Genomic DNA, 24357 nt, shown 5'->3' on the forward strand with positions numbered 1-24357 from the left:
GTCGTGGCCGGATCCGGAGGATCCATCTGTCAACGAGGCGTCTTCCCTGAAGCCGGCGCAGTGCCGGCCCGGGAACCATAGCAGCGCAACCTGGGCGTGGATCTCGTCGTGACTGCTTCCGGGGGAGGGCGCGGCCGTGCCGGACCTCCCCCGGTGCGCTCATTCCCCGGTCGTGCGCGTCCGAGCGCGCCGGCGCAGCAGCATCAGCAGCGCGCCGCCGATCAGCAGCACCAGGGCGATCGGGCCCGCCGCCCCGCTCACGTCGGACCCCGTCGAGGCGAGGGCCGCCGGATCGCCGCTGGACGACGTCGTTCCGGCCGCCGTCACCGTGAAGGCCGCCGAGGCGACGACGGTCCCGCCGATCGACGCCGTGACGGTGTGCGCGCCCGCGGGGACGGTCGGCACGGAGAAGGCGAGCGTCAGCGTGCCGTCGGCCTGCGCAGTCGCCGTGCCCAGCGTCACCGGAGTGGAGTTGAACACCAGAGCGACCTGTGTACCCGGAGTGAAGTGCGTGCCGCTGACCGTGATGCGGTCGCCGACGGCGCCGGAGCCGGCGGACAGCGTGAGCGCCGTCGCCGGGTTCGTCACCGAGCCCGCGACCCCCTGGGCGCCCAGCGCGAGATCGCACGCGATGCGCCCGCTGTAGAGCGCGTGGCCCTCCGTCGCGCTGCCCGGGCCGGTGCCGTACACGCCGTCGTCCGCCCAGAGGGCTTCGCGTGTCCCTCCGGCGCAGGTCGACGCGGGCGCCAGCGCGAAGCCCTCCAGATTGTCGTTCGGCAGGCCGGCGGGCCGGCTGTACGCGACCTGCGGGACGATCGCGCCCGTCCCGTCGACCTTCAGCACCGTGGACGTGACGCCGCACGTGTTGTCGCAGAGGGCCCAGATGCGCTGGGTGGCCGTGTCGAACTGCACGTCCATCACGTGGCCCATCTTCGTGTCCACCACCGCGACCCGGTGGAAGGTGCGGTCGCTGTTGAGCGCGTACGCGTACAGCTTCCCGTCGTTCTCGAGGGCGGCGAAGTAGAGGCCGGTGCCGTGCAGCGGGTAGTCGGCGGGCCGGTACGTCGTCCCGGTCGATTGATCCACGAAGCCGGTGCTCGTGAGGTAGCTGTCCGGCACGAACGTGACGCCCTCGAAGCCGAGGTTGGCCTCTGTCTTATTGCCGGCGTGCAGCTCCGGGAACTCCGACGTCAGGTTCCACTGGTCGGTCGCGACGAGCTGCGTGGCCGACGACGTGGGATCGATACGGAGGATGGAGTTGAGCGGGATGGTGTTGGCCGCGTTGTTGCGCTCGGTGGTGACGTAGAGCGCGCCGTCCGGTCCGACCGTCAGACCCTCGGAGTCCGGCTGGTTCGTCGCGGTGTCGGTGCTCCCAGGGAAGAAGATCTGCTTCCCGGCGCCCCAGCCGTTGGCGGTGTCGGCCACCCAGAGGCCGTTCTGCTTCACCATGCGGAACACCCAGCTCTTGTTCTTCACGCTGTAGAGCACGTTGGCGTTCGTCGGGTCGAAGACCAGGCCGCTGACGTCGCGGCCCTCTGGGCCGGTCGTGGTCTCCCACGCGCAGAGCGCATCGGCGACCGCGACGGTGCTGCTGCCCGGCCAGGTGGAGGGGGTCGGCGCACTCGCGGGGAGGGTGCCCGTTCCGGACGGCGCCTCGGGCTGGCAGGTCAGCGTGCTGCCGCCGCCGTTGCCTCCGTCGGCCGGGTTGGTGAGCACGTTCTGGCACGCGCCGGCGTTGGAGGAGCCGAAGCTCTTGGTCGCGACCGAGGCGAAGGAGCCGGTGCCGTCGGGGCAGCGCGCGTAAGCGCCCGCTCCGAACCCGTTGCCCTCGTCGGTGCCGGCCTCGCCCGCGGTGTAGTCGACGGAATCGACCAGAGTGCCCGCGGTGCCTCCCGCGCCGTCCGGCAGGTACAGCTTCACGCTGTCCCCACCGCTGCCGAGGCCCTTGGTGGACGAGAAGTACGCGAACCCGTGCGCGGGAACGACCGTGGTCGGGCTGCCGTCCGCGAGCGACGCCGAGAAGGTCGCGGCCGCGGTCGCGGCGCTGCTGTCGGTCTGCAGCCAGCCGGTGATGTCCACATCCACCGACCCGGTGTTGGCGAGCTCGATCGCGTCGCCGACCGGGGTGGCGGTGTTGTCGGACGACACCTCGTTGATGTGGATGCTCTTCCACGCCGGCAGGGCCGGTGCGAAGCGGCTCGCGCCCGGCGAGCCGATGTCGCCGCTGGCCGATGCCCACGACGCCTCCGCGTCGCCGACCGCGGAGAGCTGCCACTGCGACGCGTCGTTCGCCCCGAGGGCCGCGGCGGTCGCGGGCACGCCGGACTTCCCCTGCGTACGCGGACCCTTCGCGGCGCCGGTGCCCTGGTCGTTGTAGGTGAGCCGGTCGACCAGGTCGGCGACCGCATCCGTGCCGTCGAAGAGGTTGATCTCGTCGGCGCGGCCGAGCCCGGTCGTGTTCCCGGCGAGGATCTTCACGTCGGCGCCGAGCGACCACTCGGCCCGGAAGGCGGCATCCGTCGACTCGGTGATGATCGCGGATTCCCCGGACGCCAGCGTCCCGAGCGCGTCCAGCGGCACCGTCCCCGGCGTCTCGCTGTCGTCGTCGAACGACCAGCCCGCCAGGCTGACCGGCGTCGAGCCCAGGTTGGTGAGCTCGATGAACTCGCCGCCGGTGGTGCCGGGGCTGTACATCCACTCGGTGATCCGGACGTCGGGGGTCGCCGCGGCCTGGGCCGCGGTCGGGAGTGCGAACGCCAGGGTTCCGGCGGTCGCGGTGGCGGCCAGGACCGCCACGGCTCGGGTTCTGAGAAGTCGCATAGGAACGGAAGCTAACGAAGCCGCCGGTATGCGCGGGGAAGCGGAGGTGAACGGAGGGGGAACGAGTGAGGGGGCCCTCGGGCCCGCGCTCTGCAGTTATATAGTTGACGCATATAAACAACCGACTTCCCACGTACTCGCGCGCACTCTGACAAGGACTCCCGTGGCCCGCACCGGCATCTTCACCAAAGACCACCCGCACTACCGCTGGGTGGCGCTCTCCAACACCACGCTCGGCATGCTCATGGCGACGATCAACTCGTCGATCGTCATCATCTCGCTGCCCGCCATCTTCACCGGCGTGAAGCTCAACCCGCTCGAGCCGGGCAACGTCTCCTACCTGCTCTGGATGCTGATGGGCTACATGCTCGTCACGGCCGTCCTCGTCGTCATGTTCGGGCGGATGGGCGACCAGTTCGGGCGCGTCCGCATCTACAACCTCGGCTTCGTGATCTTCACGCTCGCCGCCGTCGCGCTCTGCCTCGACCCGTTCAGCGGGGGACCGGGCGCGATGTGGCTGATCGTCTGGCGGTTCGTGCAGGGCATCGGCGGTGCGATGCTGTTCGCCAACTCGACCGCGATCCTCACCGACGCGTTCCCGGCCAACAAGCGCGGTTTCGCCCTCGGCCTCAACCAGGTCGCGGCCATCGCCGGAAGCTTCATCGGCCTCATCCTCGGCGGCGTGCTCGCCGAGATCGACTGGCGCGCCGTGTTCTTCGTCTCGGTTCCCTTCGGCGTGATCGGCACCATCTGGTCCATCAAGTCGCTGCACGAGGTCGGCCAGAAGAACCCGGGGCGCATCGACTGGCTGGGCAACGCGACGTTCGGCATCGGACTGATCGCCCTGCTCACCGGCATCACCTACGGCATCCAGCCCTACGGCGGCTCCAGCCAGGGATGGGGCAACCCGTGGGTGCTCGGATCGATCATCGGCGGCATCCTGCTGCTCGCGCTGTTCGTCGTCGTCGAGCTGAAGGTGCCGGCGCCGATGTTCGACATGCGGCTGTTCCGCATCCGCGCGTTCTCCTCCGGCATCTTCTCCGGCTTCCTCGCCGCGATCGGCCGCGGCGGGCTGCAGTTCATGCTCATCATCTGGCTGCAGGGGATCTGGCTGCCGCTGCACGGGTACAGCTACGAGTCCACACCGCTGTGGGCCGGCATCTACATGCTGCCGATCACCATCGGCTTCCTCGTCGCCGGCCCGATCTCGGGCGCCCTCTCCGACCGGTTCGGATCGCGGGCGTTCGCCACCGTCGGGCTGCTGCTGGTCGCGGCGACGTTCGTGGGCCTCCTGCTGATCCCGGTGAACTTCGACTACTGGCAGTTCGCCCTGCTGACCGGCCTCAACGGCATCGGCTCCGGCCTGTTCTCGTCGCCCAACCGCACGGCGATCATGAACAGCGTCCCGGCGAACGAGCGCGGTGCCGCATCGGGGATGGCCGGGGTCGCCCTCAACGCCGGCAGCTCGCTCTCGATCGGCATCTTCTTCTCGCTGATGATCGCCGGGCTGTCGGTCGCGCTGCCGTCGGCGCTGACCAACGGGCTGACCTCGCACGGGGTCCCCGCGAACATCGCGGCGCAGGTGGGCAACACCCCGCCCGTCGGCAGCCTGTTCGCCGCCTTCCTCGGCTACAACCCCATCCAGAGCCTGCTCGGGCCGACCGGCATCCTCACCGCGCCGCACGTCGACGGGGCCACGCTGACCGGCAAGGAGTTCTTCCCGCAGCTGATCTCCGGGCCCTTCCACGACGGCCTCGTTGTCGTCTTCATCGCGGCGGCCGTCATGAGCGTCATCGGCGCCGTCGCCTCCTTCCTGGGCGGAGCCAAGTATGTTCATGAGGAGGCCGTCGCACCCGAGCGGCAGGCCACCGAGGAAGGCGAGGAAGTCGGTGCCCACCGCGCATGAAGCTGACGAGCGACCGTCGGCCGGAGGAGACGACGACGTCTCCGGCCGACTCGCCCTGGCCGTCGGGCGGCTGAACCGCCGCATCCGCTCGTCCACCGGCGGGCTCAGCCACGGCCAGCTCTCCGCCCTGTCGACCATCGTCCGCACCGGCCCGCTGCGCCCCAGCGAGCTCGCGGCCATCGAGGTGGCGGCGGCGCCGACGATCACGCGCATCGTCGCCGAGCTCGGGGCGCGCGGCCTGGTGGAGCGGACGCCGGACCCGCAGGACCGCCGCTCGCTGTTCGTCTCCGGCACGGACGCCGGCACCGCGCTGCTGCTGGAGGCGCGGTCGGACCGCGCCAGGGCCGTCGCCGGCATCCTCGCCGAGCTGACCCCGGAGCAGGTGGATGCCGTCCGCTCCGCTCTCCCCGCGCTGGAGCAGGCCGCGCAGGTCGCCCCGCCCGCCTCCTGACCCGCCGGGTTCCGACACGATGTCGCAACTCGACCCGGATACCGGCAATGACTCACGACTCGTCGCCTGCGGGCGCGGGCGCGACGGGGGTCAGGTGAGGGAGAGGAGCGCGGCGGCGACGACGGCGAGCACGAGGCCGACCCATTGGACGGGTGCGACCCGCTCGCGCAGCACGACGGCGGCCAGCAGGATGGTCCCGGCCGGATAGAGCGCGACGAGCACGGACATCGTGGTCAGGTCGCCGAGCCGCAGGCCGAGCAGGATGAGGACGTTGGCGGACGCGTCGAGGGCGCCGCCCGCCGCGGCGATGCCGGTGCCGCGCGGTTCGAGCCGAGGCGGATGTCCCTCCGCCCGGCGCCGCCCCCGGAGCACGAGGACTCCGACCAAGGTCCACATCACCGCCCCGTTGACCGCGCGGTTGGCGATCAGCGGGACGACCCCCGAGTCCTCCGGCGCCTGGTCGAGCAGGATGAGGAACACGCCGATCATCGCGCCCGCCCCGACCGCCATCAGCAGAGCGCGCGCGGAGGGCCGCACGGCGCCCTTCTCGGGGACGAACCCGACCAGGACCACCGCGACCAGCGCCATCCCGAGCGCCAGGTAGCCGACGGCCCCGAACCGGTCGCCGCCGACGAGGCCCCACGCCATCGGCACGACGGCGGACACCAGGGCGGTCAGCGGCGACAGGATGCTCATGGGCCCGATGGCCAGGCACGCGTACAGCAGGCCGACGGCGACCGACCCGGCCAAACCGGACAGCGCGCCCCAGCCGAGGGCGGCGGCCGACCACGCGCCGCCGGCGAACGGCAGGGCGAGCAGCAGGAGGAGCAGGCCGCTGACGGCGCCGACGGCGGTGGTGCGCACCGGGCCGATGCGTCGTGCCGCCACGCCGCCGAGGAAGTCGGCGGACCCGTAGACGACGGCGCTCAGCAGCCCGAGGACTGCGGCCGGCATCAGCTCCCGGCCAGCCGGTACGTGTGCAGGACGGCTCCGGACTCGAAGCGCCGCAGCTCGGTCAGCTCGAACGTCCACTTCTCGCGGTCGTCGGGGAAGATCCGGATGCCGCCGCCCACCATCACCGGGTAGACCAGCAGCCGCAGCTCGTCGACGAGGCCCCACACGAGCAGGGAGCGGACGAGGGATGCGCTGCCGGCGACGAGCAGAGGACCGCCGTCGCCGTCCTTCAGCGACTGGACGGAGCTCCGCACGGGCGGCTCGAGGGCGGTCGCGTTCCAGCCCAGTTCCGCCGGCCGGGACGTCGCGACCGCCTTGGGCATGGCGTTCATCTTGTCCGCGAACTCGCCGTCGCGCGGGGGCCAGGCCTCCGCGAACTGCTCGTACGTGCGTCGGCCCAGCAGCAGCGACTCGGCCTCGAGCACCTCCTGCAGCTTGAAGGCGCGGAGGTCGTCGGAGCTGAACGGGATCGTCCATCCCGAATGCCGGTGGGTGGGTTCGCCGCCGGGAGCCTCGACGACTCCGTCGAGCGTCATGAACTCGGTCACGATGAGCCGCCGCATGTCCGCGATGGTACCCGAGGCCGGCCTGTGGATGCGGAAGTTCTCCACAGTTCCGCGGAGCCCGGCGGATCGTCGGCGGCCCCGGATACGATCGAGGGATGAGCTTCACCGACGGCTGGATCCCCGACGACAGGGATGCCCCTCCCCTCGACGAGGAGCCGCCGATGCCCGACTTCGGCGACCCGTACGCGAGCGTGCCGTCGTCGGGGGAGGCCGATGCTCCGGGCGCCGGTGGGGGTGCCGCGGTGCGGACGGCGGTGCGGACGGCCCCGGTCGTGCGCGCGACGCCCGCGCGGTTCGCCTCGGCGGCCGAGGCGCTGCGCACGGTGTTCGGGTACGAGGAGTTCCGCGGGCAGCAGCAGGCGATCATCGAGCGCGTCGCGGCCGGTGGAGACGCCGTCGTCCTGATGCCGACCGGTGGGGGCAAGAGCCTCTGCTACCAGATCCCGTCGCTCCTCCGGGAGGGGACGGGGGTGGTGGTCTCGCCGCTCATCGCCCTGATGCAGGACCAGGTCGATGCGCTGACCGCCGTCGGCGTGCGGGCCGCGTTCCTCAACTCGACGCAGGATGCGGCGGCGCGGTCGGCGGTCGAGCGCGCCTATCTGTCCGGCGAGCTCGACGTGCTCTACGTCGCGCCGGAGCGGCTGTCGTCGGAGTCGACGAAGCGCTTCCTCGAGCGCGGCAGCATCGCGCTGTTCGCCATCGACGAGGCGCACTGCGTCTCCCAGTGGGGGCACGACTTCCGTCCGGACTACCTGGCGCTGTCCGAGCTCGCCGAGCGCTGGCCGGACGTCCCGCGCATCGCCCTGACGGCGACCGCGACCGAGGCGACGCACCAGGAGCTCACCTCCCGTCTGAAGCTCGAGGGCGCGGAGCATTTCGTCTCCGACTTCGACCGGCCCAACATCCAGTACCGCATCGTGCCGAAGGTCGAGCCGCGTAAGCAGCTGCTCGACTTCATCACGAGCGAGCACCCCGGCGATGCGGGCATCGTGTACGCCCTGTCGCGGGCGTCCGTCGAGAAGACGGCCGAGTTCTTGTCCTCGCACGGGCTCACGGCTCTGCCGTATCACGCGGGTCTCGATGCGTCGCTCCGGGCGAGGACGCAGTCGCGCTTCCTGCGCGAGGAGGGCGTGATCGTCGTCGCGACGATCGCGTTCGGCATGGGCATCGACAAGCCGGATGTGCGGTTCGTCGCGCACATCGACCTGCCCAAGTCGGTCGAGGGCTACTACCAGGAGACCGGTCGTGCCGGGCGCGACGGCCTCCCGTCGACGGCGTGGCTGGCGTACGGCCTGCAAGACGTGGTGCAGCAGCGCCGCATGATCGACGACTCCCCTGGCGACCTGGCGCACCGGCGGAGGATGACGCAGCACCTGGACGCGATGCTCGCCCTCTGCGAGACGGTGCAGTGCCGCCGCATCGACCTGCTCGGCTACTTCGGGCAGCCGTCCGGACCGTGCGGCAACTGCGACACCTGCCTGACGCCGCCGGAGAGCTGGGACGGCACGGTCCCGGCGCAGAAGCTGCTCTCGACGGTCGTGCGCCTGCAGCGCGAGCGCAACCAGCGGTTCGGCGCCGGGCACCTGGTCGACATCCTGCGTGGCAAGCGCACCGCACGGGTCGAGCAGTACGGCCACGACCGCCTGTCGACGTGGGCGATCGGCGACGACCTGTCCGAGAGTCAGTGGCGAGGCGTCATCCGCCAGCTGATCGCGAAGGAGCTGCTGAAGCCTGAGGGGGAGTATGGCGTGCTCACCATCACGCGGGCCAGCGCCGAGGTGCTCTCCGGCGGCCGCCCCGTGGTGCTGCGCCGCGAGCCGGACCGTCCAGAACGGGCGCCGCGCGCCTCCCGCAGCACCGCGTCCGCCGACCTCGCCGCCGCCGACCAGCCCCTCTTCGAGGCGCTGCGCAGCTGGCGGGCCGTCCAGGCCCGCGAGCAGGGTGTGCCGGCCTACATCGTGTTCGGCGACGCCACCCTCCGCGCCGTCGCCTCCGCGCGCCCGGCCTCCCTCGCCGACCTGGACGGGATCACCGGCATCGGCGCCAAGAAGCGCGAGGCCTACGGCGAGGCCCTCCTCTCCGTCGTCGCCTCCGCCTGATCCCGCCCGCGCAGTAGCCGCTCCGCGGTTCCCGGCCGCCCCGCCGCCCCGCCGCTCCGCCGCCCGGCCGCTCCGCCGCGTCCTACCGTCGGAGATCCGCGCCCGCGACCGTTGAGTTGCGACATGATGTCGCAACTCAGGCCGAGTTGCGACATCATGTCGCAACTCGGCGCGCGGCCGGCGCGCACGGAGGCCGCGCGTCGATTCGTGACCACCCCTGTGCCGCCGGCGGAAGGAGGGGTACCGTCCTTCGTTCCGGGCGGTCATCAGGGAATCTTTTCCTGGCCGCCTGTGTTATGACATTGAACGATTACTGCGGCGATCTCGGAGGAGGAAGTAGTAGATGGCACGAATGATCGAAGAGCTCGAGGACGAGACCGGCGCCGTCATCAAGTACAAGCGTCACGTGAACGGCCGGGGCCTGGTCTCGCCGTCCGCGCGTGTGGCCGAGTCGGCCTACATCGAGCCGACCGCCTACGTGGAGGCCGACGCGCGCGTCGGCATGGAGGCGTACGTCGGAGCGGGCAGCTGGATCGACAAGGGCGCCACGGTGGGCGACCGCACCTTCGTGGGCGCGAACGTCCACATCGGCGCAGGCTGCATCGTCGGCAGCGGAGTGAAGATCGGCAGCGGCGCGAAGCTCGGCGAGAACGCGATGGTCGGCAACGGCGCGCGCATCGAGCGCGACACCCAGGTGGCGGCCGGCGCCGTCATCGAGCTGAAGGGATCGGCCGCCGCGCGCGCGGCGCTGACCACGCCGCTCCGGTCGCCGCGTACGCAGCAGCGCGACCTGCGCGCCGCTCGCACGCCCCGCGCCCCGCGTCGCGCGGCCTGACCCGCGAGCTCACAGAAGACGCCGCCCCGATCGCTCGGGGCGGCGTTTTCGCGTCCGGCACGCGTTGTGCGGGGTGTCACGTCGCGCGTGGTCGGATTTGGAGGTTTCCACAATCGGGCGGAGGGGCGTCGGACTCGTCATTTGTAGGCGGCGCACCGACGTTTTCCATTGGCGGACGACCGGTCGTAGCGTGACGGAATCCACGATTTTCGTTAGGAGAGGTCATGGTCGACACTGCCGAACGCGTCCCGAGCGCGACCCCCGCATCCACCTCCGCCACCGGGAAGGCGCCCGCCACGACCCCGGCCCCGGCGACCGCGCCCGCCGTCACCCCGCGCGTCGACGTCGAAGCACTCGGCCGTCAGCTGCTGGGCGACTGGGCCGAGGCCCGGCTGGCGTCCCGGGAGCTGTCGAGGCGCCCCGAGATGCAGAAGGAGGAAGGACTCTCGGTCGCCGATCACCGCAGGCGTGTGTTCGGGCAGCTGAAGCTGCTGGTGGAGAACGGGCAGGTGCACCGTGCCTTCCCGAAGTCGCTCGGCGGCAGCGAGGACAACGGCGGCAACATCGCCGCGTTCGAGGAGCTTGTCGCGGCCGACCCGTCCCTCCAGATCAAGTCGGGCGTGCAGTGGGGCCTGTTCGGTGCGGCGGTCCTGCACCTCGGCACCGAGCCGCACCACGAGAAGTACCTGCCGGCGATCATGTCGCTGGAGGTCCCCGGCGCGTTCGCGATGACCGAGACCGGACACGGTTCCGACGTCGCCAGCATCGCCACGACGGCGACCTACGACCCGGAGACGCAGGAGTTCGTCATCGACACCCCGTTCCGCGGGGCGTGGAAGGACTACCTGGGAAACGCGGCGGTGGATGCGACGGCGGCTGTCGTCTTCGCTCAGCTGATCACCAAGAACGTGAACCACGGCGTCCACGCCTTCTACGTGCCGATCCGCGACGCGAACGGTGACTTCCTCCCGGGCATCGGCGGTGAGGACGACGGCCAGAAGGGCGGCCTCAACGGCATCGACAACGGCCGCCTGCACTTCGACGGCGTCCGCATCCCGCGCACCGATCTGCTCAACAAGTACGGGGATGTGGCCGAGGACGGCACATACACCTCGCCCATCCAGAGCCCCGGTCGCCGCTTCTTCACCATGCTCGGCACCCTCGTGCAGGGCCGCGTCTCGCTCGACGGGTCCGCCACGATCGGCGCCAAGATCGGCCTGAAGATCGCGCTCACGTACGCCGACCAGCGCCGCCAGTTCACGGCGGGGAGCGACACGGACGAGGAGGTGCTGCTCGACTACCAGCGGCACCAGCGCCGGCTCCTCCCGCTGCTCGCCACGACGTACGCGGCGAGCTTCGCCCACGAGGTCTTCCTGCACAAGTTCGACGACGTCTTCAGCGGCACGGCCGACACGGACACCGACCGGCAGGACCTCGAGACGATGGCGGCGGCGCTCAAGCCGCTGAGCACCTGGCACGCGCTCGACACGCTGCAGGAGGCGCGCGAGGCGTGCGGCGGCTCGGGCTTCCTGACCGAGAACCGGCTCACCTCGCTTCGGCAGGACCTCGACATCTGGGTCACCTTCGAGGGCGACAACAACGTCCTGCTCCAGCTCGTCGCGAAGCGCCTGCTGACCGACTACAGCCGCAAGTTCGCCAAGGCGGATGCGGGCGCGCTCGCGCGGTACGTGGTCACCCAGGCCGCGGGCAAGGCGTACCACGGCTCCGGGCTGCGCACGGTCGCCCAGACCGTCCGCGACTTCGGGTCCACCGCGCGCTCGGTGAACTGGCTCCAGGAGCCGGCCACCCAGCGGGAGCTGCTGACGGGCCGCGTCGAGACCATGATCGCCCAGATCGCCGGCCGTCTCCGCCCTGCGTCCAAGCTCGGCAAGAAGGCCGCGGCGGAGCTGTTCAACTCGCAGCAGAACGAGCTCATCGAGGCCGCTCGCGCCCACGGCGAGCTGCTGCAGTGGGAGGCGTTCACGGACGCGCTGGAGCAGGCTCCCGACGCCGGCACGAAGCAGGTGCTCACCTGGCTGCGCGACCTCTTCGGCTTCGGGCTGATCGAGAAGCACCTCGCCTGGTACCTGATGAACGGACGCCTCTCGCCCCAGCGGGCGCAGGCGGTGTCGGCGTACATCGACCGCCTGCTCACGCGCATCCGCCCGCACGCCGTCGACCTGGTGGATGCGTTCGGCTACGACGACGAGCTGGTGCGCGCGAAGATCGCGTCGGGCGCCGAGGCGGAGCGCCAGGCGGAGGCCCGCGCCTACTACGCCGAGCGCCGAGCCGCGGGCACCCTCCCCACCCCCGAGAAGTCGCAGAAGAAGCGCTGACCCCTCTGCCACTCCCACGCCATCAGCTCCTGAGCTTTTCCGCCGAATCGACGCGAAAAGGCGGAAAAACTCAGGAGCTGTTGGTTCGGGGAGGGAGGGGTCAGAGGAGGCCGAGGGCGCGCACGGCGTCGCGCTCGGCGACGAGCTCCGCGACGGACGCGTCGATGCGCTCGCGTGAGAACGCGTCGATCGCAAGGCCGGGCACGATCCGCCAGGCTCCGTCGACCGAGCGGACCGGGAACGACGACACCAGTCCCTCCGGCACCCCGTACGAGCCGTCGGAGACGATGGCGGCGCTGGTCCAGCGCTCTCCCGTGCCGTTCACCCAGTCGTGGATGTGGTCGATCGCCGCGCTCGCCGCCGACGCCGCCGACGACGACCCGCGCACGTCGATGATCTCGGCGCCGCGCTTGGCGACCCGCGGGATGAACTCGCCGGTCAGCCAGCGCTCGTCGACGAGCTCGGCGACGGGACGGCCGTCCACCGTCGCGTGGGTGATGTCGGGGTACTGACTCGCCGAGTGGTTGCCCCAGACGATGACGCCGTCGATGGCGCGCACCGGGACATGCAGGTGGCGGGCCAGCTGCGCGACGGCGCGGTTGTGGTCGAGCCGCGTCATGGCGGTGAAGCGCTCCGCGGGCACGTCGGGCGCGTGCGCACTGGCGATGAGCGCGTTGGTGTTGGCGGGGTTGCCCACCACCAGCACGCGCACGTCGTCCGCCGCGCCGGCGTTGATCGCCTCACCCTGCGGCCCGAAGATCGCGCCGTTGGCCTCGAGCAGGTCGCTGCGCTCCATCCCCGGTCCGCGCGGGCGCGCGCCGACGAGCAGGGCGATGTTGACGCCGTCGAAGGCGGCGCGGGCGTCGTCGGTCACGTCGATGCCGTGCAGCAGCGGGTACGCGCCGTCCTCGAGTTCGAGCGCGGTGCCCTCGGCGGCCCGCAGACCGGCCGGGATCTCGAGCAGCCTCAGGTGGACGGGGGTTTCGCGGCCGAGGAGCTGGCCGGAGGCGATGCGGAACAGCAGCGCATAGCCGATCTGCCCGCCCGCCCCGGTGACGGTCACGTTCACGGGGGGTGTGGATGCGCTCACGCTGCCGAGCCTAGACCGCCCCCGACGCGCCCGGGACTCCCCGATCGCGGCGTACGGTGTGCGGCATGACGTTCGATCCGAATGCCGACATCAGTGGGGGCCGGGTGCGGCGCCGTGGCCGCACCGCCGGGATCGCGGCGGGAGGTGTCGGCCTCGGCGCCGTCGTCATCCTGCTCGTCTCGCAGCTGCTGGGGGTCGACCTCACCGGGCTGGTCGGCGGGGATGCGAGCGGCGGCACCCAGCAGATCGGCACGGGCGACGAGGCGGTCGACTGCACGACGGGCGCCGAGGCGAACGCGAGCGTCGACTGCCGGATGAAGGGCGCCGCCGCGTCCCTCGAGGCGTACTGGTCGAGCGAGGCGCCGCAGCTCGGCGCCACGTACTCGTCGCCCGAGTTCATCCTGTTCGACGGCCAGACCGGCACGGGATGCGGTTCGGCGACGAGCGCCGTCGGCCCGTTCTACTGCCCGCCCGACCGGACGCTGTACGTCGACACCGGCTTCTTCGACGAGCTGCGCTCGCGCTTCGGGGCGAGCGGCGGCCCGCTGGCCGAGATGTACGTCGTGGCGCACGAGTGGGGGCACCACATCCAGAACATCGGCGGCATCATGGAGCAGCACAGCGGCCGGGAGACCGGACCGGCGTCGGACAGCGTGCGCACCGAGCTGCAGGCGGACTGCTTCGCGGGCAGCTGGGCGGGCGCCGCATCCTCCACGGACGACCCGAGCGGGCGGCCCTTCCTGGAGCCGATCACGGACGAGCAGATCGCCGACGCCCTGAGTGCGGCGGCCGCGGTGGGGGACGACCGCATCCAGCAGGCCTCCACCGGCCGGGTCGACCCAGAGGGCTGGACCCACGGGTCGGCCGAGCAGCGGCAGCGCTGGTTCACTACCGGGTTCCGGCAGGGCGCCGCGGCCTGCGACACCTTCGCGGTCCCCGCGTCGCGGCTCTGAGCCGCTAGCCTCGACCCATGCGGAGCCTGTACCCCGAGATCGAGCCGTACGACAGCGGAATGCTGGACGTCGGCGACGGCCAGCAGCTGTACTGGGAGGTCAGCGGCAATCCGGAGGGGAAGCCGGTCGTCTTCCTGCACGGCGGACCGGGCGGCGGGACGACCCCGGCGCACCGCCGGCTGTTCGATCCGGAGCGCTATCGCATCCTGCTGTTCGATCAGCGAATGTGCGGCCGCAGCCTCCCGCACGCCAGCGAGCCGGAGGCCGACCTCACCGTCAACACCACCTGGCACCTGGTGGCGGACATCGAGCGGCTCCGCGAGCACCTCGGTGTGGAGCGCTGGCAGGTGTTCGGCGGTTCGTGGGGCAGCACGCTCGCGCTCGCATACGCCGAGACGCATCCCGAGCGGGTCACCGAGCTCGTGCTGCGCGGCATCTTCACCCTGCGGGCGCAGGAGCTGGACTGGTTCTACGAGGGCGGCGCCGCCGCGCTCTTCCCGGATCTGTGGGAGGGCTTCCTGGAGCCCGTCCCGGCGGGCGAGCGCTCGCGCCTGATGCGCGCGTACAACCGGCTGCTGTTCGACACCGACCCGGACGTGCACCTGCCCGCCGCCGTCGCCTGGTCGCGCTGGGAGTCGTCCACCATCACCCTGCTGCCGCGCCCGGAGCTCGTGGAGGCGTTCACCGAGCCGACGCACGCCGTCGCCTTCGCGCGCATCGAGAACCACTTCTTCGTCAATGGCGGCTGGTTCGAGGAGGGCCAGCTGATCCGGGACGCGGCGAAGCTGGAGGGCATCCCCACCGTGATCGTGCAGGGCCGCTACGACGTGTGCACGCCGCCGATGACCGCGTGGAACCTGCATCGCGCGCTGCCGGAGGCGGAGCTGCACCTGATTCCGGATGCCGGGCACGCCTTCGACGAGCCGGGCATCCTGGATGCGCTGATCGAGGCGACCGACCGGTTCGCCGGCTAACCGGCCAGCGCCGCGAGCGCCTTCCGCAGCTGCGTGGAGGACGTCGTCATCGTGTACGGGAAGTACACGACCTCGACGCCGACCGCGGCGAACTCGCGCTCCAGCCGCATCCCCTTCTCGGTGCCGCGCCAGTCGTCGCCCTTGAAGAACACGTCGAACCGCAGCTCGCGCCAGGTGTCGAGCTTGTCGGGGACGGTCTCGGCGACGGCTTCGTCGACGTAGTCGATGCTCTGGACGATCTCGAGCCGTTCCGCGAGGGGGATGACGGGGCTGATGCCCTTGGTGAGCGCGAGCATCTCGTCGGAGACGACGCCGGCGATGAGGTAGTCGCACTGGCTCTTGGCGTGTTTCAGGATGTTCAGGTGTCCGATGTGGAACAGATCGAACGCCCCTGCGGCGTAGCCGACGCGTCGGGTCACGGGCTTCCCCCCTTGGTTTGAGATTTCCTCACCTATTCTGGCGGATTAGTGAGGATTTGTCACCAAGTGATCTCGGGAGACGCCGGGTGTGCCCGTGGCGGGCGTCAGGCGGACTGTGCTGCCCCCAGGAGCGCGCGGGCGATGCGCTGCACGAGGGGCTCGATCTGGCCGAGCGCTGCCCGGTAGGCGGCCTCGCCGCGACCGTAGGGATCGAGGATGTCGCCCTCGTCGTATCCCCGTCGGGTGGGAGAGCCGAGCGAGCGGACGCGGAGTGCCGGGCGATGCGCCGCCGCCCACGCGACCAGGCCGGGGAGGTCCGTCTCGTCCGGCACGTCGGCGATCGCGTCGGCGAACTCCGTCAGCGTGAACGCGCGCCGCACGATCCGCGGCTCGTGCTCGGTGACCCAGGCGAGGTGCTGCTGGGTCGCGGTGAGCACCAGGTCCGATCCGGACAGCAGCCGCGTGTCCGCCTGGCGGGCCGAGAAGTCCGAGACGTCGATCCCGCGGTCCTCGAGCAGGCGATCCATGGGAGGGTTCACGGGCCAGCCGCGCTCGGCGTGCGTCCCGGCCGAGTGGACGTGGAATCGAGGCTCGGCCGCCAGCTCCTGCGCCAGCAGGAACTCCATCGCGGGGGAGCGGCAGATGTTCCCCGTGCAGACGGTGAGGATGCGGAACGAGTCGGAGCCGGGCATGCAGCCATTCTTCCGGAAAGCCGGCCGGGCCGTCCCTCCGCTCCGCCGCACCGGGCTGGGCCACCCGAAAGGGGGGGTGCGCCGGCATGGCGTGATGACAGCGACGCGCGATAGATTTAACGGTTTTGGTTCGCGATCTCGCAGGAGTGCGTGCTAGCTTTCTTCTCAGCTCCGCGCAGAAGGCCTGGTCTCACCTCTGTGTTTTTCTGTTCGCGAACTATCAGTATTGGAAGACAGTCCATGGTCCGCAAGGCCAGACACCGCCTCACCAACACCCAAAAGTCCCCCGCTCCCCGCATCTTCACCCGCAACATCGTCGTCACAGCTGTGGCGACGGTCGCCACCGCCGGTATCGCCGTCTTCGGCCTGCCGGCGATCACGGCGTCGGCTGCGCCCTCCAACTACGTCGTCGGCAGCCAGCTGGTCTCCGACGACTTCTCCCGTGTCACCGCGGGCGGATGGGGCAGCGCGCCGATCGGCGGCGCCTACCGCACCACCGGCACGACGCCCTTCTCGGCGACCGGCGACGCCGGCAGCATGACGTTGCCGCGTCCGGGCTCCTCGCTCACCGCGTCCCTGCCATCGGTCACCGCCGGCGACGTCACGACCTCGGCGACGATCGACGTCCCGCGCATCCCCTCCGGGGGCAACGGCATCTTCGCCGGTGTGCAGACACGCGTCGCCGCAGGCTCGTATTACCAGGCCAACGTCCGCGTGAACGCCGCAGGCGCCCTCACCCTCACGATCCTCCGCGTCAACGGCTCGACCGCCGCTCAGACCACGGTCGGCAAGGAGATCCGCGTCGCCACCGGCCTCAAGGCCGGAGCCTCTGTGCACCTCGAGTTCCAGGCCACGGGGACGAACCCCGTGCATCTGCAGGCCCGGGCGTGGCCCGACGGTCAGGCCAAGCCGGACTGGCAGTCCGTCGCCGACGACTCCAGTGCGAAGCGGCTGACCTCCGCGGGCAGCCTCGCCGCCTGGTCGTACGTCTCCGGATCGACCGCCGCGCAGCCCGTCGCCTTCGACACGCTGACGGCCTCGAGCCTGAAGCCGGTGCAGGACACCCCCGCCCCGACGCCGACGACCACGCCGACGCAGACGCCGACCCCGACGCAGACGCCGACCCCGAAGCCGAGCGACCCGGCCCCGCCGGTCGACCCGGCCCCGCCGGTCACCGAGCCGACCCCGCCGCAGCCCGCTCCGACCGGCGACCCGTCGGTCGACACCTCCGGCACGCGCTTCCCGACGGGAGCGGCCGCCATCGGCAGCACCGCGTACGCGGTTCCCGCCGGTGCCCTGCTCGTGGCTCCCAACGGCTCCGACACCGGCTCGGGCACGGCGTCCGCTCCGTTCCGGACCGTCCAGCACGCCATCGACGTCGCCGGCAACGGCGCGACGATCGTTCTGCGCGCCGGCAGCTACCACGAGTCGCTGACCGTGCCCGCGACGAAGAAGCTGACCATCCAGTCGTATCCGAAGGAGGCCGCCTACCTCGACGGCAGCTCCCTCGTGAAGGGCTGGACGCAGAGCGGCTCGACGTGGGTCGCCGGCGGCTGGAACCACGTCTTCGACTCCAGCCCGACCTACACCCGCGGCGCCGGCGACGGCTCGACCCCGGGCTGGCAGTGGCTGAACCCGTCGTACCCGATGGCCGCGCACCCCGACCAGGTCTGGATCGGCAACGCCGCCCAGCAGCAGGTCGCGAGCCGGTCGCAGGTCCGCCCCGGCACGTTCTACTACGACACCGCGGGCAAGACCCTCGTGCTCGGCACCGACCCGGGCAGCCAGGAGGTCCGCGCGAGCGACCTGCAGAAGGCCATCAGCGTGCAGTCCGCCGGGTTCGTCCTGAAGGGCGTCGGCGTCCGCCGCTACGCACCGTCCGTCCCCGACATGGGTGCGGTGACCGCGTGGAAGGGCGGCGCGCTCTTCGAGAACGTCTCCTTCACCGACAACGCCACCACCGGCGTCTCGCTGGGGGGCGACGGCAACACGCTGCGCTCCGTCACCGTGGCACGCAACGGCCTGCTCGGCGTCCACGCGAACTCCTCCGACCACCTGACTCTGGACGGGGTGCTCGCGGCGGACAACAACTCCGAGCACTTCAACACCTCGCCGGTGTCGGGAGGCGTGAAGATCACGCGATCGCGGATCATCGACATCCGCAACAGCGCGTTCCTCCGCAACCAGGCGGCCGGGCTCTGGCTCGACGAGTCGGTGTACGGGATGACGATCGCGCACAACGACGCCATCGGCAACGCGGGCAACGGCATCTCGCTGGAGATCTCGTCGACCGCGACCCTCGTGGACAACGTGGCGTCGCGGAACACCTCGGCCGGGATCAAGCTGAACAACATCAGCTCCGCCAAGGTGTGGAACAACACGCTGAGCGACAACGCGCGCAACCTCGACATCACGCAGGATGCGCGTCGCGGGAACAACGCGTCGGACGCCGGTCACGACCCGCGCCAGGCGTTCCCGGACCCGACCATGACCTGGGTCACCGGGCCGGTCACCATCCGGAACAACGTGATCTCCGGCGGCACGGGCAACTGCCTGCTGTGCGTCGAGGACTACTCGCACCAGCTCTCCGCGGAGCGCATGCAGATCAGCAGCGACTACAACGTGTACCGCCGTGCCTCGGCGTCGTCCCCGTCGTGGGCCGTGATCTGGTCCCGCGGCGCCGGTGACCCCGCCGTGTACCCGACGTTCTCGGCGTTCACGTCGGCCACGGGGCAGGAGGCGCACAGCACCACGGCGGAGAACGCTCCGTCGCTGGCGCCGTCCCAGCTGATCGCGTCCGTGGTCGGAACGGCGACGGCCCTCCCCGGCGACATTGCGTCGCTGATCGGGAAGCCGGCGGGCACCGTCCACGTCGGCGCCTGGTAGTAAGGGCGCCCGCAGCGCGGGATCTCTAGAGCACGTCCTCTCGGCCGTCGCCGGGCACCTCAGCCCGGCGGCGGCCGAGGTCGTGTGTGACGTACCAGAGGTTGGGCAGCACCTGGCAGACAGCGACGCTGATCGCAGAGCCGACGATCGGGCCGCCCGCTCCGATCACGCCGATCAGCCACCAGGAGAGCACGAGGTTGAGGGGGACGCTGGCGAGGATCGGCCACACCTGGAACGTGAGGCCGCGCTTGTCGGTCATGTACATCCCGGCGGGGTACTTCGCCGCCTGCAGGGCGACGAAGACCACGAACCCGCCGACCAGCCAGGGGTCGAGGGTGAACCTGTCGCCCGCGATGAAGTGGGTGAGCAGCGGCGACAGCGCGGCGAGCACGAGGCCGAGGCCGAGGCCGCCGGCGAGGAACCACAGGGTCGGCTTCATCGGCGACTCGATGCGCGACTCGGAGCGGGCCTTCGCGTAGATCGGCCAGAGGGCGACGCCGGCGGCCGCGATGGTCTGCACCACCAGCCCGAACAGCTGGGAGGCGAGGTTGTACTGCGCCAGCTCGGTGCCTGTCGTCAGGTGGCTGAGCAGCAGGCGGTCGGTCTGCATGGCGATGGGGAGGGCGACCATCTGCACGAGCATCGGCCAGGCCACGCCCATCGCGGGCACGCCGGGGTAGCGCCGCGGGAACGGGACCTCGCGCAGTGCCTTCCCGATCTGCGGGCGGATGAGACGCGCCGCGACGATCAGGCAGATCAGCGAGGCGAGGCCGTTGGCGATGTAGGAGAGCACGGCGAGGAAGCTGCCGGCCGGCGCCGACAGGGCGACCAGCGTCGCGAGGCCGAGGAACATCGCAGGCGCCACGACGGCCTGACTGGCGGTCTGGGTGCTGGTGCGGCCGAGTCCGACCAGCACGCGCGAACCGACCGTGAGCGGCAGCACGAGCGCGAAGGTGCCGAGGCACAGGAAGGCGGCGAGGCTCCCACCGTCGGGCAGCAGCGCTCCGCCGAGGATGGCCGGCCACCAGCCGAGCAGCGAGATCACGAGTCCGACGCCGACGATCGCGGCGGCCGAGCAGAGCAGGATGCGGAACGCCGTCACGATCGTGCTGCGGACCAGGCGGTCCGAGGCGGGCTTGTCGGACCCGGCGACCGCGTTGATCACGACGGCGGCGATACCGAGGTCGGCGAACGGGAGCAGAGCGGGCAGCGCGGCGAGCAGGCCGTACTGGGCGTAGGCGTCCGTGCCGAAGTTCTGGATGATGAGCCGGCTGTTGACGATGCCGATGAGCCCGGAGATCCCCATCACGACGACCTTGATGACGGCCGTCGACCCGACGGCCCGCACCATCCCGGTTCTCTGCGGTCTCAGGGCCGTCATGCCGGGGTCCGCTCCTCGAAGAGAGCTCGGCCGGCGGCGATCCGGCCGTCGACGGCCGGGAGGGCGGAGCGGATGTCGGCGGCGGTGCGGCGGCGGGCGAGTGCGGCATCCACACCGTCGGCGATCCGTGCCGCGTCGGCGTCGCCGGGGAGCACGAGGTGGCCGGCGTCGATGAGGAACTCCGCGATTCCCGTCTCCGAGGTGGTGACGACCTCGCAGCCGTGGGCGAGCGCCTCCACCAGGGGAAGGCCGATCTGCTCGCGCCAGCCCCCGACCCGCCGCGACGGCAGCACGAGCACGTGCGCGCGCAGCAGCTCGGTGTGGATGACGTCCCTGGGCGGATCGACGAGGAGCCGGATGGACGGGTCGGCCTCGGCCGCGGCGCGCGCCTGATCGAGCATCCCGCCCGACCCGATCAGCGTGAGCGTCGCCTGCGGGCGTCGGGAGCGGATGGCCGGCCAGGCGGCGAGCACGTCGCCGAAGCCCTTGCGGGGTGAGAACGCGCCGAGGAAGACGACACCATCGGGATCGCGCTGGATCGTGCGCCCGGCATCGCAGCGGCACGGGCTCGGGAGGGCCTCGACCGTCAGCTGGCGGCGCGGGCGCCGCGCGAAGGTCTCGCCGTAGAGGTCGCGGGCGCCGGGCGTCCCGTACACGACGGTGTCGAGCCGGTGCCAGACGTAGCCGCTGAGCACGCGCTCGAGGGCGCGGCGGAGGCGGCTGCGCATCCGGGGCGGCCGGCTGGCGAAGGGGTCGAGGTTCTCGATCGCGTAGGTCGCGACCTCGGCGCGGGGTGCTCCGAACAGGCGCTTGAGGCCGAGGGTGGCGAGCACGGCGGCGGTCCGGGGGAGGGAGTCGAGGTACAGCGGCTCGTCGACCTCCACCCGCGTGATCCTGCTGCGGAGCGCCATCCGTGCCGCAGCGAGGCTGCCCGCCTGCGCGAGCTCGATGCCCGAGGCGAGCTGCGGGTCGAAGTCGTAGCGCTTGACCCGGTAGACGATCGCGGCGGGGTCGAGTTCGTGGGCGCGCTCCAGGTGCACGCTGCGCACCTGGTCGTACAGGCGGACGTGCTGGTGGTGAAGAGTTGGCGCTTCGCTGGCCACGGGCAGCTCCGGGTCTGGTCGGGCCCTCGTGTCGGGTGTCGGGCCTCTGCTGAGCGAGTCTAGACAGACGGAGGCCAAATAACGAGATATTCTCAAAAATGCACCCAGTCTTGGGGGTCGGCGCTGGCTCCGACCGTGGAACGGCCCCTAGGGTGGATCGCACCATGACCGAGCCCGAGCGAATCGTCGTCCAGCAGTCCTTCCCGGACCCCCGGCCCACCACCAACCCGTACATCGTGATGCTGCGCGATGCGCTCACGGCGACCCCGGGCCTCGAGGTGCGCACGTTCTCGTGGCGGCGCGCGCTGCTCGGCCGGTACGACGTGTTCCACGCCCACTGGCCCGAGATCCTCGTCGCGGGCCAGAGCCCGGCGAAGGCGCTCGTCCGGCAGGGCCTCACAGTCGTGCTCCTCCTGAAGCTCCGGGTCACCCGCACCCCGATCGTGCGGACCGTCCACAACCTCCACCTCCCGGAGGGCATCTCACGGCGCGAGCGCGCCATCCTGCGCTGGTTCGACCGGCGGACGACGCTGCGCATCCGCCTCAACCCCACGACGCCGTTCCCGGACGGCACGGCGTACGAGACGATCCTGCACGGCGACTACCGGGAGTGGTTCGGCCGCTACCCGCGGCCTGAGCGCGAGCCCGGACGGCTGGGGTACTTCGGGCTGATCCGCCGCTACAAGGGGGTCGAGCAGCTGCTGGAGGTGTTCTCCCGCGTGCCGGGCGACGACCTGCGGCTGACCGTCGCGGGCAAGCCGTCCACCGAGGAGCTCGCCGAGACGATCCGCGCGCTGGCCGACCGTGACGAGCGGGTGCGGGTGCAGCTCAGCTTCCTGCAGGACTCCGAGCTGGCCGACCTGGTCGGACGCAGCGAGCTGATCGTGCTGCCCTATCGGGACATGCACAACTCGGGAGGGGTGCTCACCGCGCTCTCGCTGGATCGCCCGGTGCTGGTGCCCGACAACGCGACGACCGCGGCGCTCGCCGAGGAGGTGGGCCCGGCGTGGGTGAGCCGGTACGCGGAGCTGACGCCCGAGGTGATCCGGGAGGCCGCCGAGCACGCCCGCGAGGTCGAGGGGCGGCCCGACCTGAGCGCGCGCTCCTGGGCGGATGCGGGGCCGCAGCACGCCACCGCGTACCGTCGGGCGATCGGCCTGCTCCGGCGCGGCCGCGCGGTCAGCTCCTGAACCGCGCCTCCCGCACCAGCCGGCCGTTCTCCGCAGCCGATCCGAGCGAGGTGAGGCGCAGGCCGCGCGCCGCATAGCCCGCCGTCACCTCGGAGAGCAGCGTGCGGTGGTCGACCGTGGGGGCTGGTCCGTCGTCGACGCCGTCGACGGCGTCCGCATGGCCGTCGTGGCCGAGGACGATCGCGCCGCGCTCGGCGGAGAGCGCCAGCCGCAGCCGTTCGTCGTGCGGGGCGTCGCGCCAGTCCGCGAGGGTCGGCCCCCACAGCACCGGCTCCATGCCCGCCGCCCTCACCGCGCGCCAGGAGCGCAGGCTCTGCGCGCCGTACGGCGGCCGGAACCAGCGGATGCGGCGGCCGGCGAGGTCCTCCAGCTCGGAGCGCGCGTCGCGCATCCGCCCCGCGAGCGAGTCCGGCGGGAGCGTCGTCAGCCGCCGGTGATCGGGACCGTGCAGGGCGAGCTCGTGGCCGGCGGCGAGGATGTCGTCGAGCAGACCGGGATCGCGGCGCGTGCGGCTGAGCAGCACGAAGAACGTCGCCGTCGCCCCCGCGTCCGCGAGCGCGCTCAGCACCGTCGCCGTGCGGAACGACGGACCGTCGTCGAACGTCGCGATGACCACCGGCTCCTCGGTGCGGACGCGCATGACGGATCCGACCGGAGCCCCGGCGCGGCGGACGGCGGCGACCACCGCGTCGCGGACGCTCACTTCCCGGCCCCGTCGGCGGTCCGCGCGTACTCCTGGTAGACGCCGCCGAACGCCGCCCACACCATTCCGGCACCCCGGTAGGCGGCCCGCGAGCCGCGCGCCTGGTGGCCGGGCGACCGGAGCAGAAGTCCCAGTGCCGTCCTCGCCACCCCGAGGACGACGCGCGCGGCGCCACCGACGACGGCGCGGACGCGCGCGACGGCGCGACCTGCCCGGCCCCCGGCCAGGCGGACGCTGACGACCGCTGTCGAGTTCCCGTGACTCCACGCACGTCGGAGCACCCACCGGCGGCTGATCCGCGCGGCGGGCACGAGATCGGTGATCACGGACTCGTTGCACCACACCATCCGGTAACCGGCATGGGCGAGGCGTCGGCTGAACAGCGTGTCCTCCCCGCCGCTCAGGCCGAGGTCGAGCGCGAACCGCACGCCGCTCTCGCGCACCTGGTCGAGGTCGAGCAGGAGGTTGCCCGCCGCGGCGACCTGGAGCGGCGTGCCGGTCGGCAGGGACCGCCGCACGAAGAACCGGCCCTCCTCGATCCACCGTCCCGGCGGCCGCTCGAACTCCGCGACCACCCGGCCGGAGACGAGGGCGGGCTCCGAGATCCGCCACACCCGCACGAGCTCGCGCAGCCAGCCGGCGTGGGGATGCTCGTCGTCGTCGATGAAGGCGAGCAGCCGCGAGCCGGCGCTCTCGTCGAGCGCCCGGTTGCGCGCCGCCGCGATGCCGGGCTGCGGCTCGACGACGTAGCGGACGCCGGCCTCCTCGGCCGCCGCGCGACCGCTCGCCCCGGCGTCGTTGTCGACCACCAGGACGTCGGTTCTCGTCGCGCCCGCGGCATCCAGATCCTCGGCCTGCGCCTTCAGCAGCGGCAGCAGGACGCGCAGCTCCTCGGGCCGGTGGAACGTCGGAACGGCGATGGTCACGGGGAGGCGCTGGTCGGTCATCGCGTTCTGGTCCTCGGATCGGGTGGCGGAGTCACCATGCTCACACAGGTAT

Annotated in this window: 19 protein-coding genes; 9 read left to right on the forward strand and 10 right to left on the reverse strand. The window is 71.6% G+C overall.

The annotated features are described in order from the left end of the window. Window positions 1-159: 159 nt before the first annotated feature. Window positions 160-2820: a lamin tail domain-containing protein gene (locus tag BLW09_RS02600; RefSeq protein WP_231947018.1), complete on the reverse strand. Its 2661-nt coding sequence runs from the start codon at window positions 2818-2820 to the stop codon at window positions 160-162. Between the two features lie 163 nt (window positions 2821-2983). Here BLW09_RS02600 and BLW09_RS02605 point away from each other — a divergent pair, with 163 nt between their 5' ends. Next, on the forward strand, window positions 2984-4726 hold the full coding sequence (locus BLW09_RS02605; RefSeq protein ID WP_089908082.1) for an MFS transporter: 1743 nt from the start codon (window positions 2984-2986) through the stop codon (window positions 4724-4726). After that, window positions 4710-5177 (forward strand): MarR family winged helix-turn-helix transcriptional regulator, encoded by a 468-nt coding sequence (locus BLW09_RS02610; RefSeq protein WP_089908085.1) that lies wholly within the window; start codon window positions 4710-4712, stop codon window positions 5175-5177. The genes BLW09_RS02605 and BLW09_RS02610 overlap by 17 nt, the downstream gene beginning before the upstream one ends. Before the next feature lie 90 nt (window positions 5178-5267). Here the strand turns inward: BLW09_RS02610 and BLW09_RS02615 are convergent, their stop codons facing one another. Both BLW09_RS02615 and BLW09_RS02620 read right to left on the reverse strand, forming a co-directional pair. Continuing rightward, window positions 5268-6131 carry an EamA family transporter gene (locus BLW09_RS02615; protein WP_089908087.1) on the reverse strand — a complete coding sequence of 288 codons (864 nt, stop codon included), beginning with the start codon at window positions 6129-6131 and terminating at the stop codon, window positions 5268-5270. Continuing rightward, entirely contained in the window at window positions 6131-6694 is a 564-nt protein-coding gene (locus tag BLW09_RS02620; RefSeq protein ID WP_218857058.1) for a dihydrofolate reductase family protein, read from the reverse strand. The genes BLW09_RS02615 and BLW09_RS02620 overlap by 1 nt, the downstream gene beginning before the upstream one ends. Before the next feature lie 98 nt (window positions 6695-6792). On the opposite strand from BLW09_RS02620, the gene recQ reads away from it, so the two are divergent. From recQ to BLW09_RS02635, 3 genes are all read left to right on the forward strand, one after another. Beyond that, window positions 6793-8796: a DNA helicase RecQ gene (recQ, locus tag BLW09_RS02625; RefSeq protein WP_089908093.1), complete on the forward strand. Its 2004-nt coding sequence runs from the start codon at window positions 6793-6795 to the stop codon at window positions 8794-8796. 343 nt (window positions 8797-9139) lie between these two features. Further along, window positions 9140-9631, forward strand: a complete 492-nt coding sequence (locus BLW09_RS02630) for a DapH/DapD/GlmU-related protein (protein WP_231947019.1) — start codon at window positions 9140-9142, stop codon at window positions 9629-9631. 224 nt (window positions 9632-9855) lie between these two features. Continuing rightward, entirely contained in the window at window positions 9856-11967 is a 2112-nt protein-coding gene (locus tag BLW09_RS02635; RefSeq protein ID WP_089908099.1) for an acyl-CoA dehydrogenase family protein, read from the forward strand. 100 nt (window positions 11968-12067) lie between these two features. Here the strand turns inward: BLW09_RS02635 and BLW09_RS02640 are convergent, their stop codons facing one another. Continuing rightward, on the reverse strand, window positions 12068-13057 hold the full coding sequence (locus tag BLW09_RS02640; RefSeq protein WP_172824164.1) for a malate dehydrogenase: 990 nt from the start codon (window positions 13055-13057) through the stop codon (window positions 12068-12070). 65 nt (window positions 13058-13122) lie between these two features. Here BLW09_RS02640 and ypfJ point away from each other — a divergent pair, with 65 nt between their 5' ends. After that, the gene (ypfJ, locus tag BLW09_RS02645) at window positions 13123-14010 is read left to right on the forward strand and encodes a KPN_02809 family neutral zinc metallopeptidase (RefSeq protein WP_089908106.1); all 888 of its coding nucleotides are present in this window, start codon (window positions 13123-13125) and stop codon (window positions 14008-14010) included. Between the two features lie 17 nt (window positions 14011-14027). Further along, on the forward strand, window positions 14028-14984 hold the full coding sequence (pip, locus tag BLW09_RS02650; RefSeq protein WP_089908109.1) for a prolyl aminopeptidase: 957 nt from the start codon (window positions 14028-14030) through the stop codon (window positions 14982-14984). Here pip and BLW09_RS02655 read toward each other — a convergent pair. Together BLW09_RS02655 and BLW09_RS02660 are read right to left on the reverse strand one after the other, a co-directional pair. Next, window positions 14981-15403, reverse strand: coding sequence for an adenylyltransferase/cytidyltransferase family protein (locus BLW09_RS02655; protein ID WP_089908112.1), 423 nt, complete (start codon window positions 15401-15403; stop codon window positions 14981-14983). The two genes, pip and BLW09_RS02655, sit on opposite strands and share 4 nt — an antisense overlap. A gap of 104 nt (window positions 15404-15507) precedes the next feature. Continuing rightward, on the reverse strand, window positions 15508-16095 hold the full coding sequence (locus tag BLW09_RS02660; RefSeq protein ID WP_089908115.1) for an arsenate reductase/protein-tyrosine-phosphatase family protein: 588 nt from the start codon (window positions 16093-16095) through the stop codon (window positions 15508-15510). A 240-nt stretch (window positions 16096-16335) separates the two neighbouring features. Between BLW09_RS02660 and BLW09_RS02665 the strand changes: the two genes are divergently transcribed. Then, on the forward strand, window positions 16336-18981 hold the full coding sequence (locus BLW09_RS02665; RefSeq protein ID WP_089908118.1) for a right-handed parallel beta-helix repeat-containing protein: 2646 nt from the start codon (window positions 16336-16338) through the stop codon (window positions 18979-18981). A gap of 25 nt (window positions 18982-19006) precedes the next feature. Here the strand turns inward: BLW09_RS02665 and BLW09_RS02670 are convergent, their stop codons facing one another. Beyond that, window positions 19007-20362 carry a lipopolysaccharide biosynthesis protein gene (locus BLW09_RS02670; RefSeq protein ID WP_089908122.1) on the reverse strand — a complete coding sequence of 452 codons (1356 nt, stop codon included), beginning with the start codon at window positions 20360-20362 and terminating at the stop codon, window positions 19007-19009. Beyond that, the gene (locus BLW09_RS02675) at window positions 20359-21465 is read right to left on the reverse strand and encodes a glycosyltransferase family 4 protein (protein WP_231947020.1); all 1107 of its coding nucleotides are present in this window, start codon (window positions 21463-21465) and stop codon (window positions 20359-20361) included. Before BLW09_RS02675 ends, BLW09_RS02670 begins: the two co-directional genes overlap by 4 nt. A gap of 164 nt (window positions 21466-21629) precedes the next feature. On the opposite strand from BLW09_RS02675, the gene BLW09_RS02680 reads away from it, so the two are divergent. Next, complete coding sequence (locus BLW09_RS02680) at window positions 21630-22655, forward strand: glycosyltransferase (RefSeq protein ID WP_089908128.1); 1026 nt, start codon at window positions 21630-21632, stop codon at window positions 22653-22655. Here the strand turns inward: BLW09_RS02680 and BLW09_RS02685 are convergent. Then, window positions 22645-23358 (reverse strand): polysaccharide deacetylase family protein, encoded by a 714-nt coding sequence (locus tag BLW09_RS02685; protein WP_089908131.1) that lies wholly within the window; start codon window positions 23356-23358, stop codon window positions 22645-22647. The two genes, BLW09_RS02680 and BLW09_RS02685, sit on opposite strands and share 11 nt — an antisense overlap. After that, a complete protein-coding gene (locus BLW09_RS02690) occupies window positions 23355-24305 on the reverse strand; it encodes a glycosyltransferase family 2 protein (protein ID WP_089908134.1) in 951 nt (316 codons plus the stop codon). The genes BLW09_RS02685 and BLW09_RS02690 overlap by 4 nt, the downstream gene beginning before the upstream one ends. Window positions 24306-24357 lie beyond the last annotated feature (52 nt).

The sequence above is a fragment of the Leifsonia sp. 21MFCrub1.1 genome (assembly GCF_900107895.1).
GTDB classification, from domain to species: Bacteria; Actinomycetota; Actinomycetes; order Actinomycetales; family Microbacteriaceae; genus Leifsonia; species Leifsonia soli.

What these genes read in the sequence shown, in the direction of transcription:
- BLW09_RS02600 (WP_231947018.1), bottom strand. Translation starts at nt 2,820, where the DNA reads ATGCGACTTCTCAGAACCCGAGCCGTGGCGGTCCTGGCCGCCACCGCG.
- BLW09_RS02615 (WP_089908087.1), bottom strand. Translation starts at nt 6,131, where the DNA reads ATGCCGGCCGCAGTCCTCGGGCTGCTGAGCGCCGTCGTCTACGGGTCC.
- BLW09_RS02620 (WP_218857058.1), bottom strand. Translation starts at nt 6,694, where the DNA reads ATGCGGCGGCTCATCGTGACCGAGTTCATGACGCTCGACGGAGTCGTC.
- recQ (WP_089908093.1), top strand. Translation starts at nt 6,793, where the DNA reads ATGAGCTTCACCGACGGCTGGATCCCCGACGACAGGGATGCCCCTCCC.
- BLW09_RS02630 (WP_231947019.1), top strand. Translation starts at nt 9,140, where the DNA reads ATGGCACGAATGATCGAAGAGCTCGAGGACGAGACCGGCGCCGTCATC.
- BLW09_RS02635 (WP_089908099.1), top strand. Translation starts at nt 9,856, where the DNA reads ATGGTCGACACTGCCGAACGCGTCCCGAGCGCGACCCCCGCATCCACC.
- ypfJ (WP_089908106.1), top strand. Translation starts at nt 13,123, where the DNA reads ATGACGTTCGATCCGAATGCCGACATCAGTGGGGGCCGGGTGCGGCGC.
- pip (WP_089908109.1), top strand. Translation starts at nt 14,028, where the DNA reads ATGCGGAGCCTGTACCCCGAGATCGAGCCGTACGACAGCGGAATGCTG.
- BLW09_RS02660 (WP_089908115.1), bottom strand. Translation starts at nt 16,095, where the DNA reads ATGCCCGGCTCCGACTCGTTCCGCATCCTCACCGTCTGCACGGGGAAC.
- BLW09_RS02665 (WP_089908118.1), top strand. Translation starts at nt 16,336, where the DNA reads ATGGTCCGCAAGGCCAGACACCGCCTCACCAACACCCAAAAGTCCCCC.
- BLW09_RS02670 (WP_089908122.1), bottom strand. Translation starts at nt 20,362, where the DNA reads ATGACGGCCCTGAGACCGCAGAGAACCGGGATGGTGCGGGCCGTCGGG.
- BLW09_RS02680 (WP_089908128.1), top strand. Translation starts at nt 21,630, where the DNA reads ATGACCGAGCCCGAGCGAATCGTCGTCCAGCAGTCCTTCCCGGACCCC.
- BLW09_RS02690 (WP_089908134.1), bottom strand. Translation starts at nt 24,305, where the DNA reads ATGACCGACCAGCGCCTCCCCGTGACCATCGCCGTTCCGACGTTCCAC.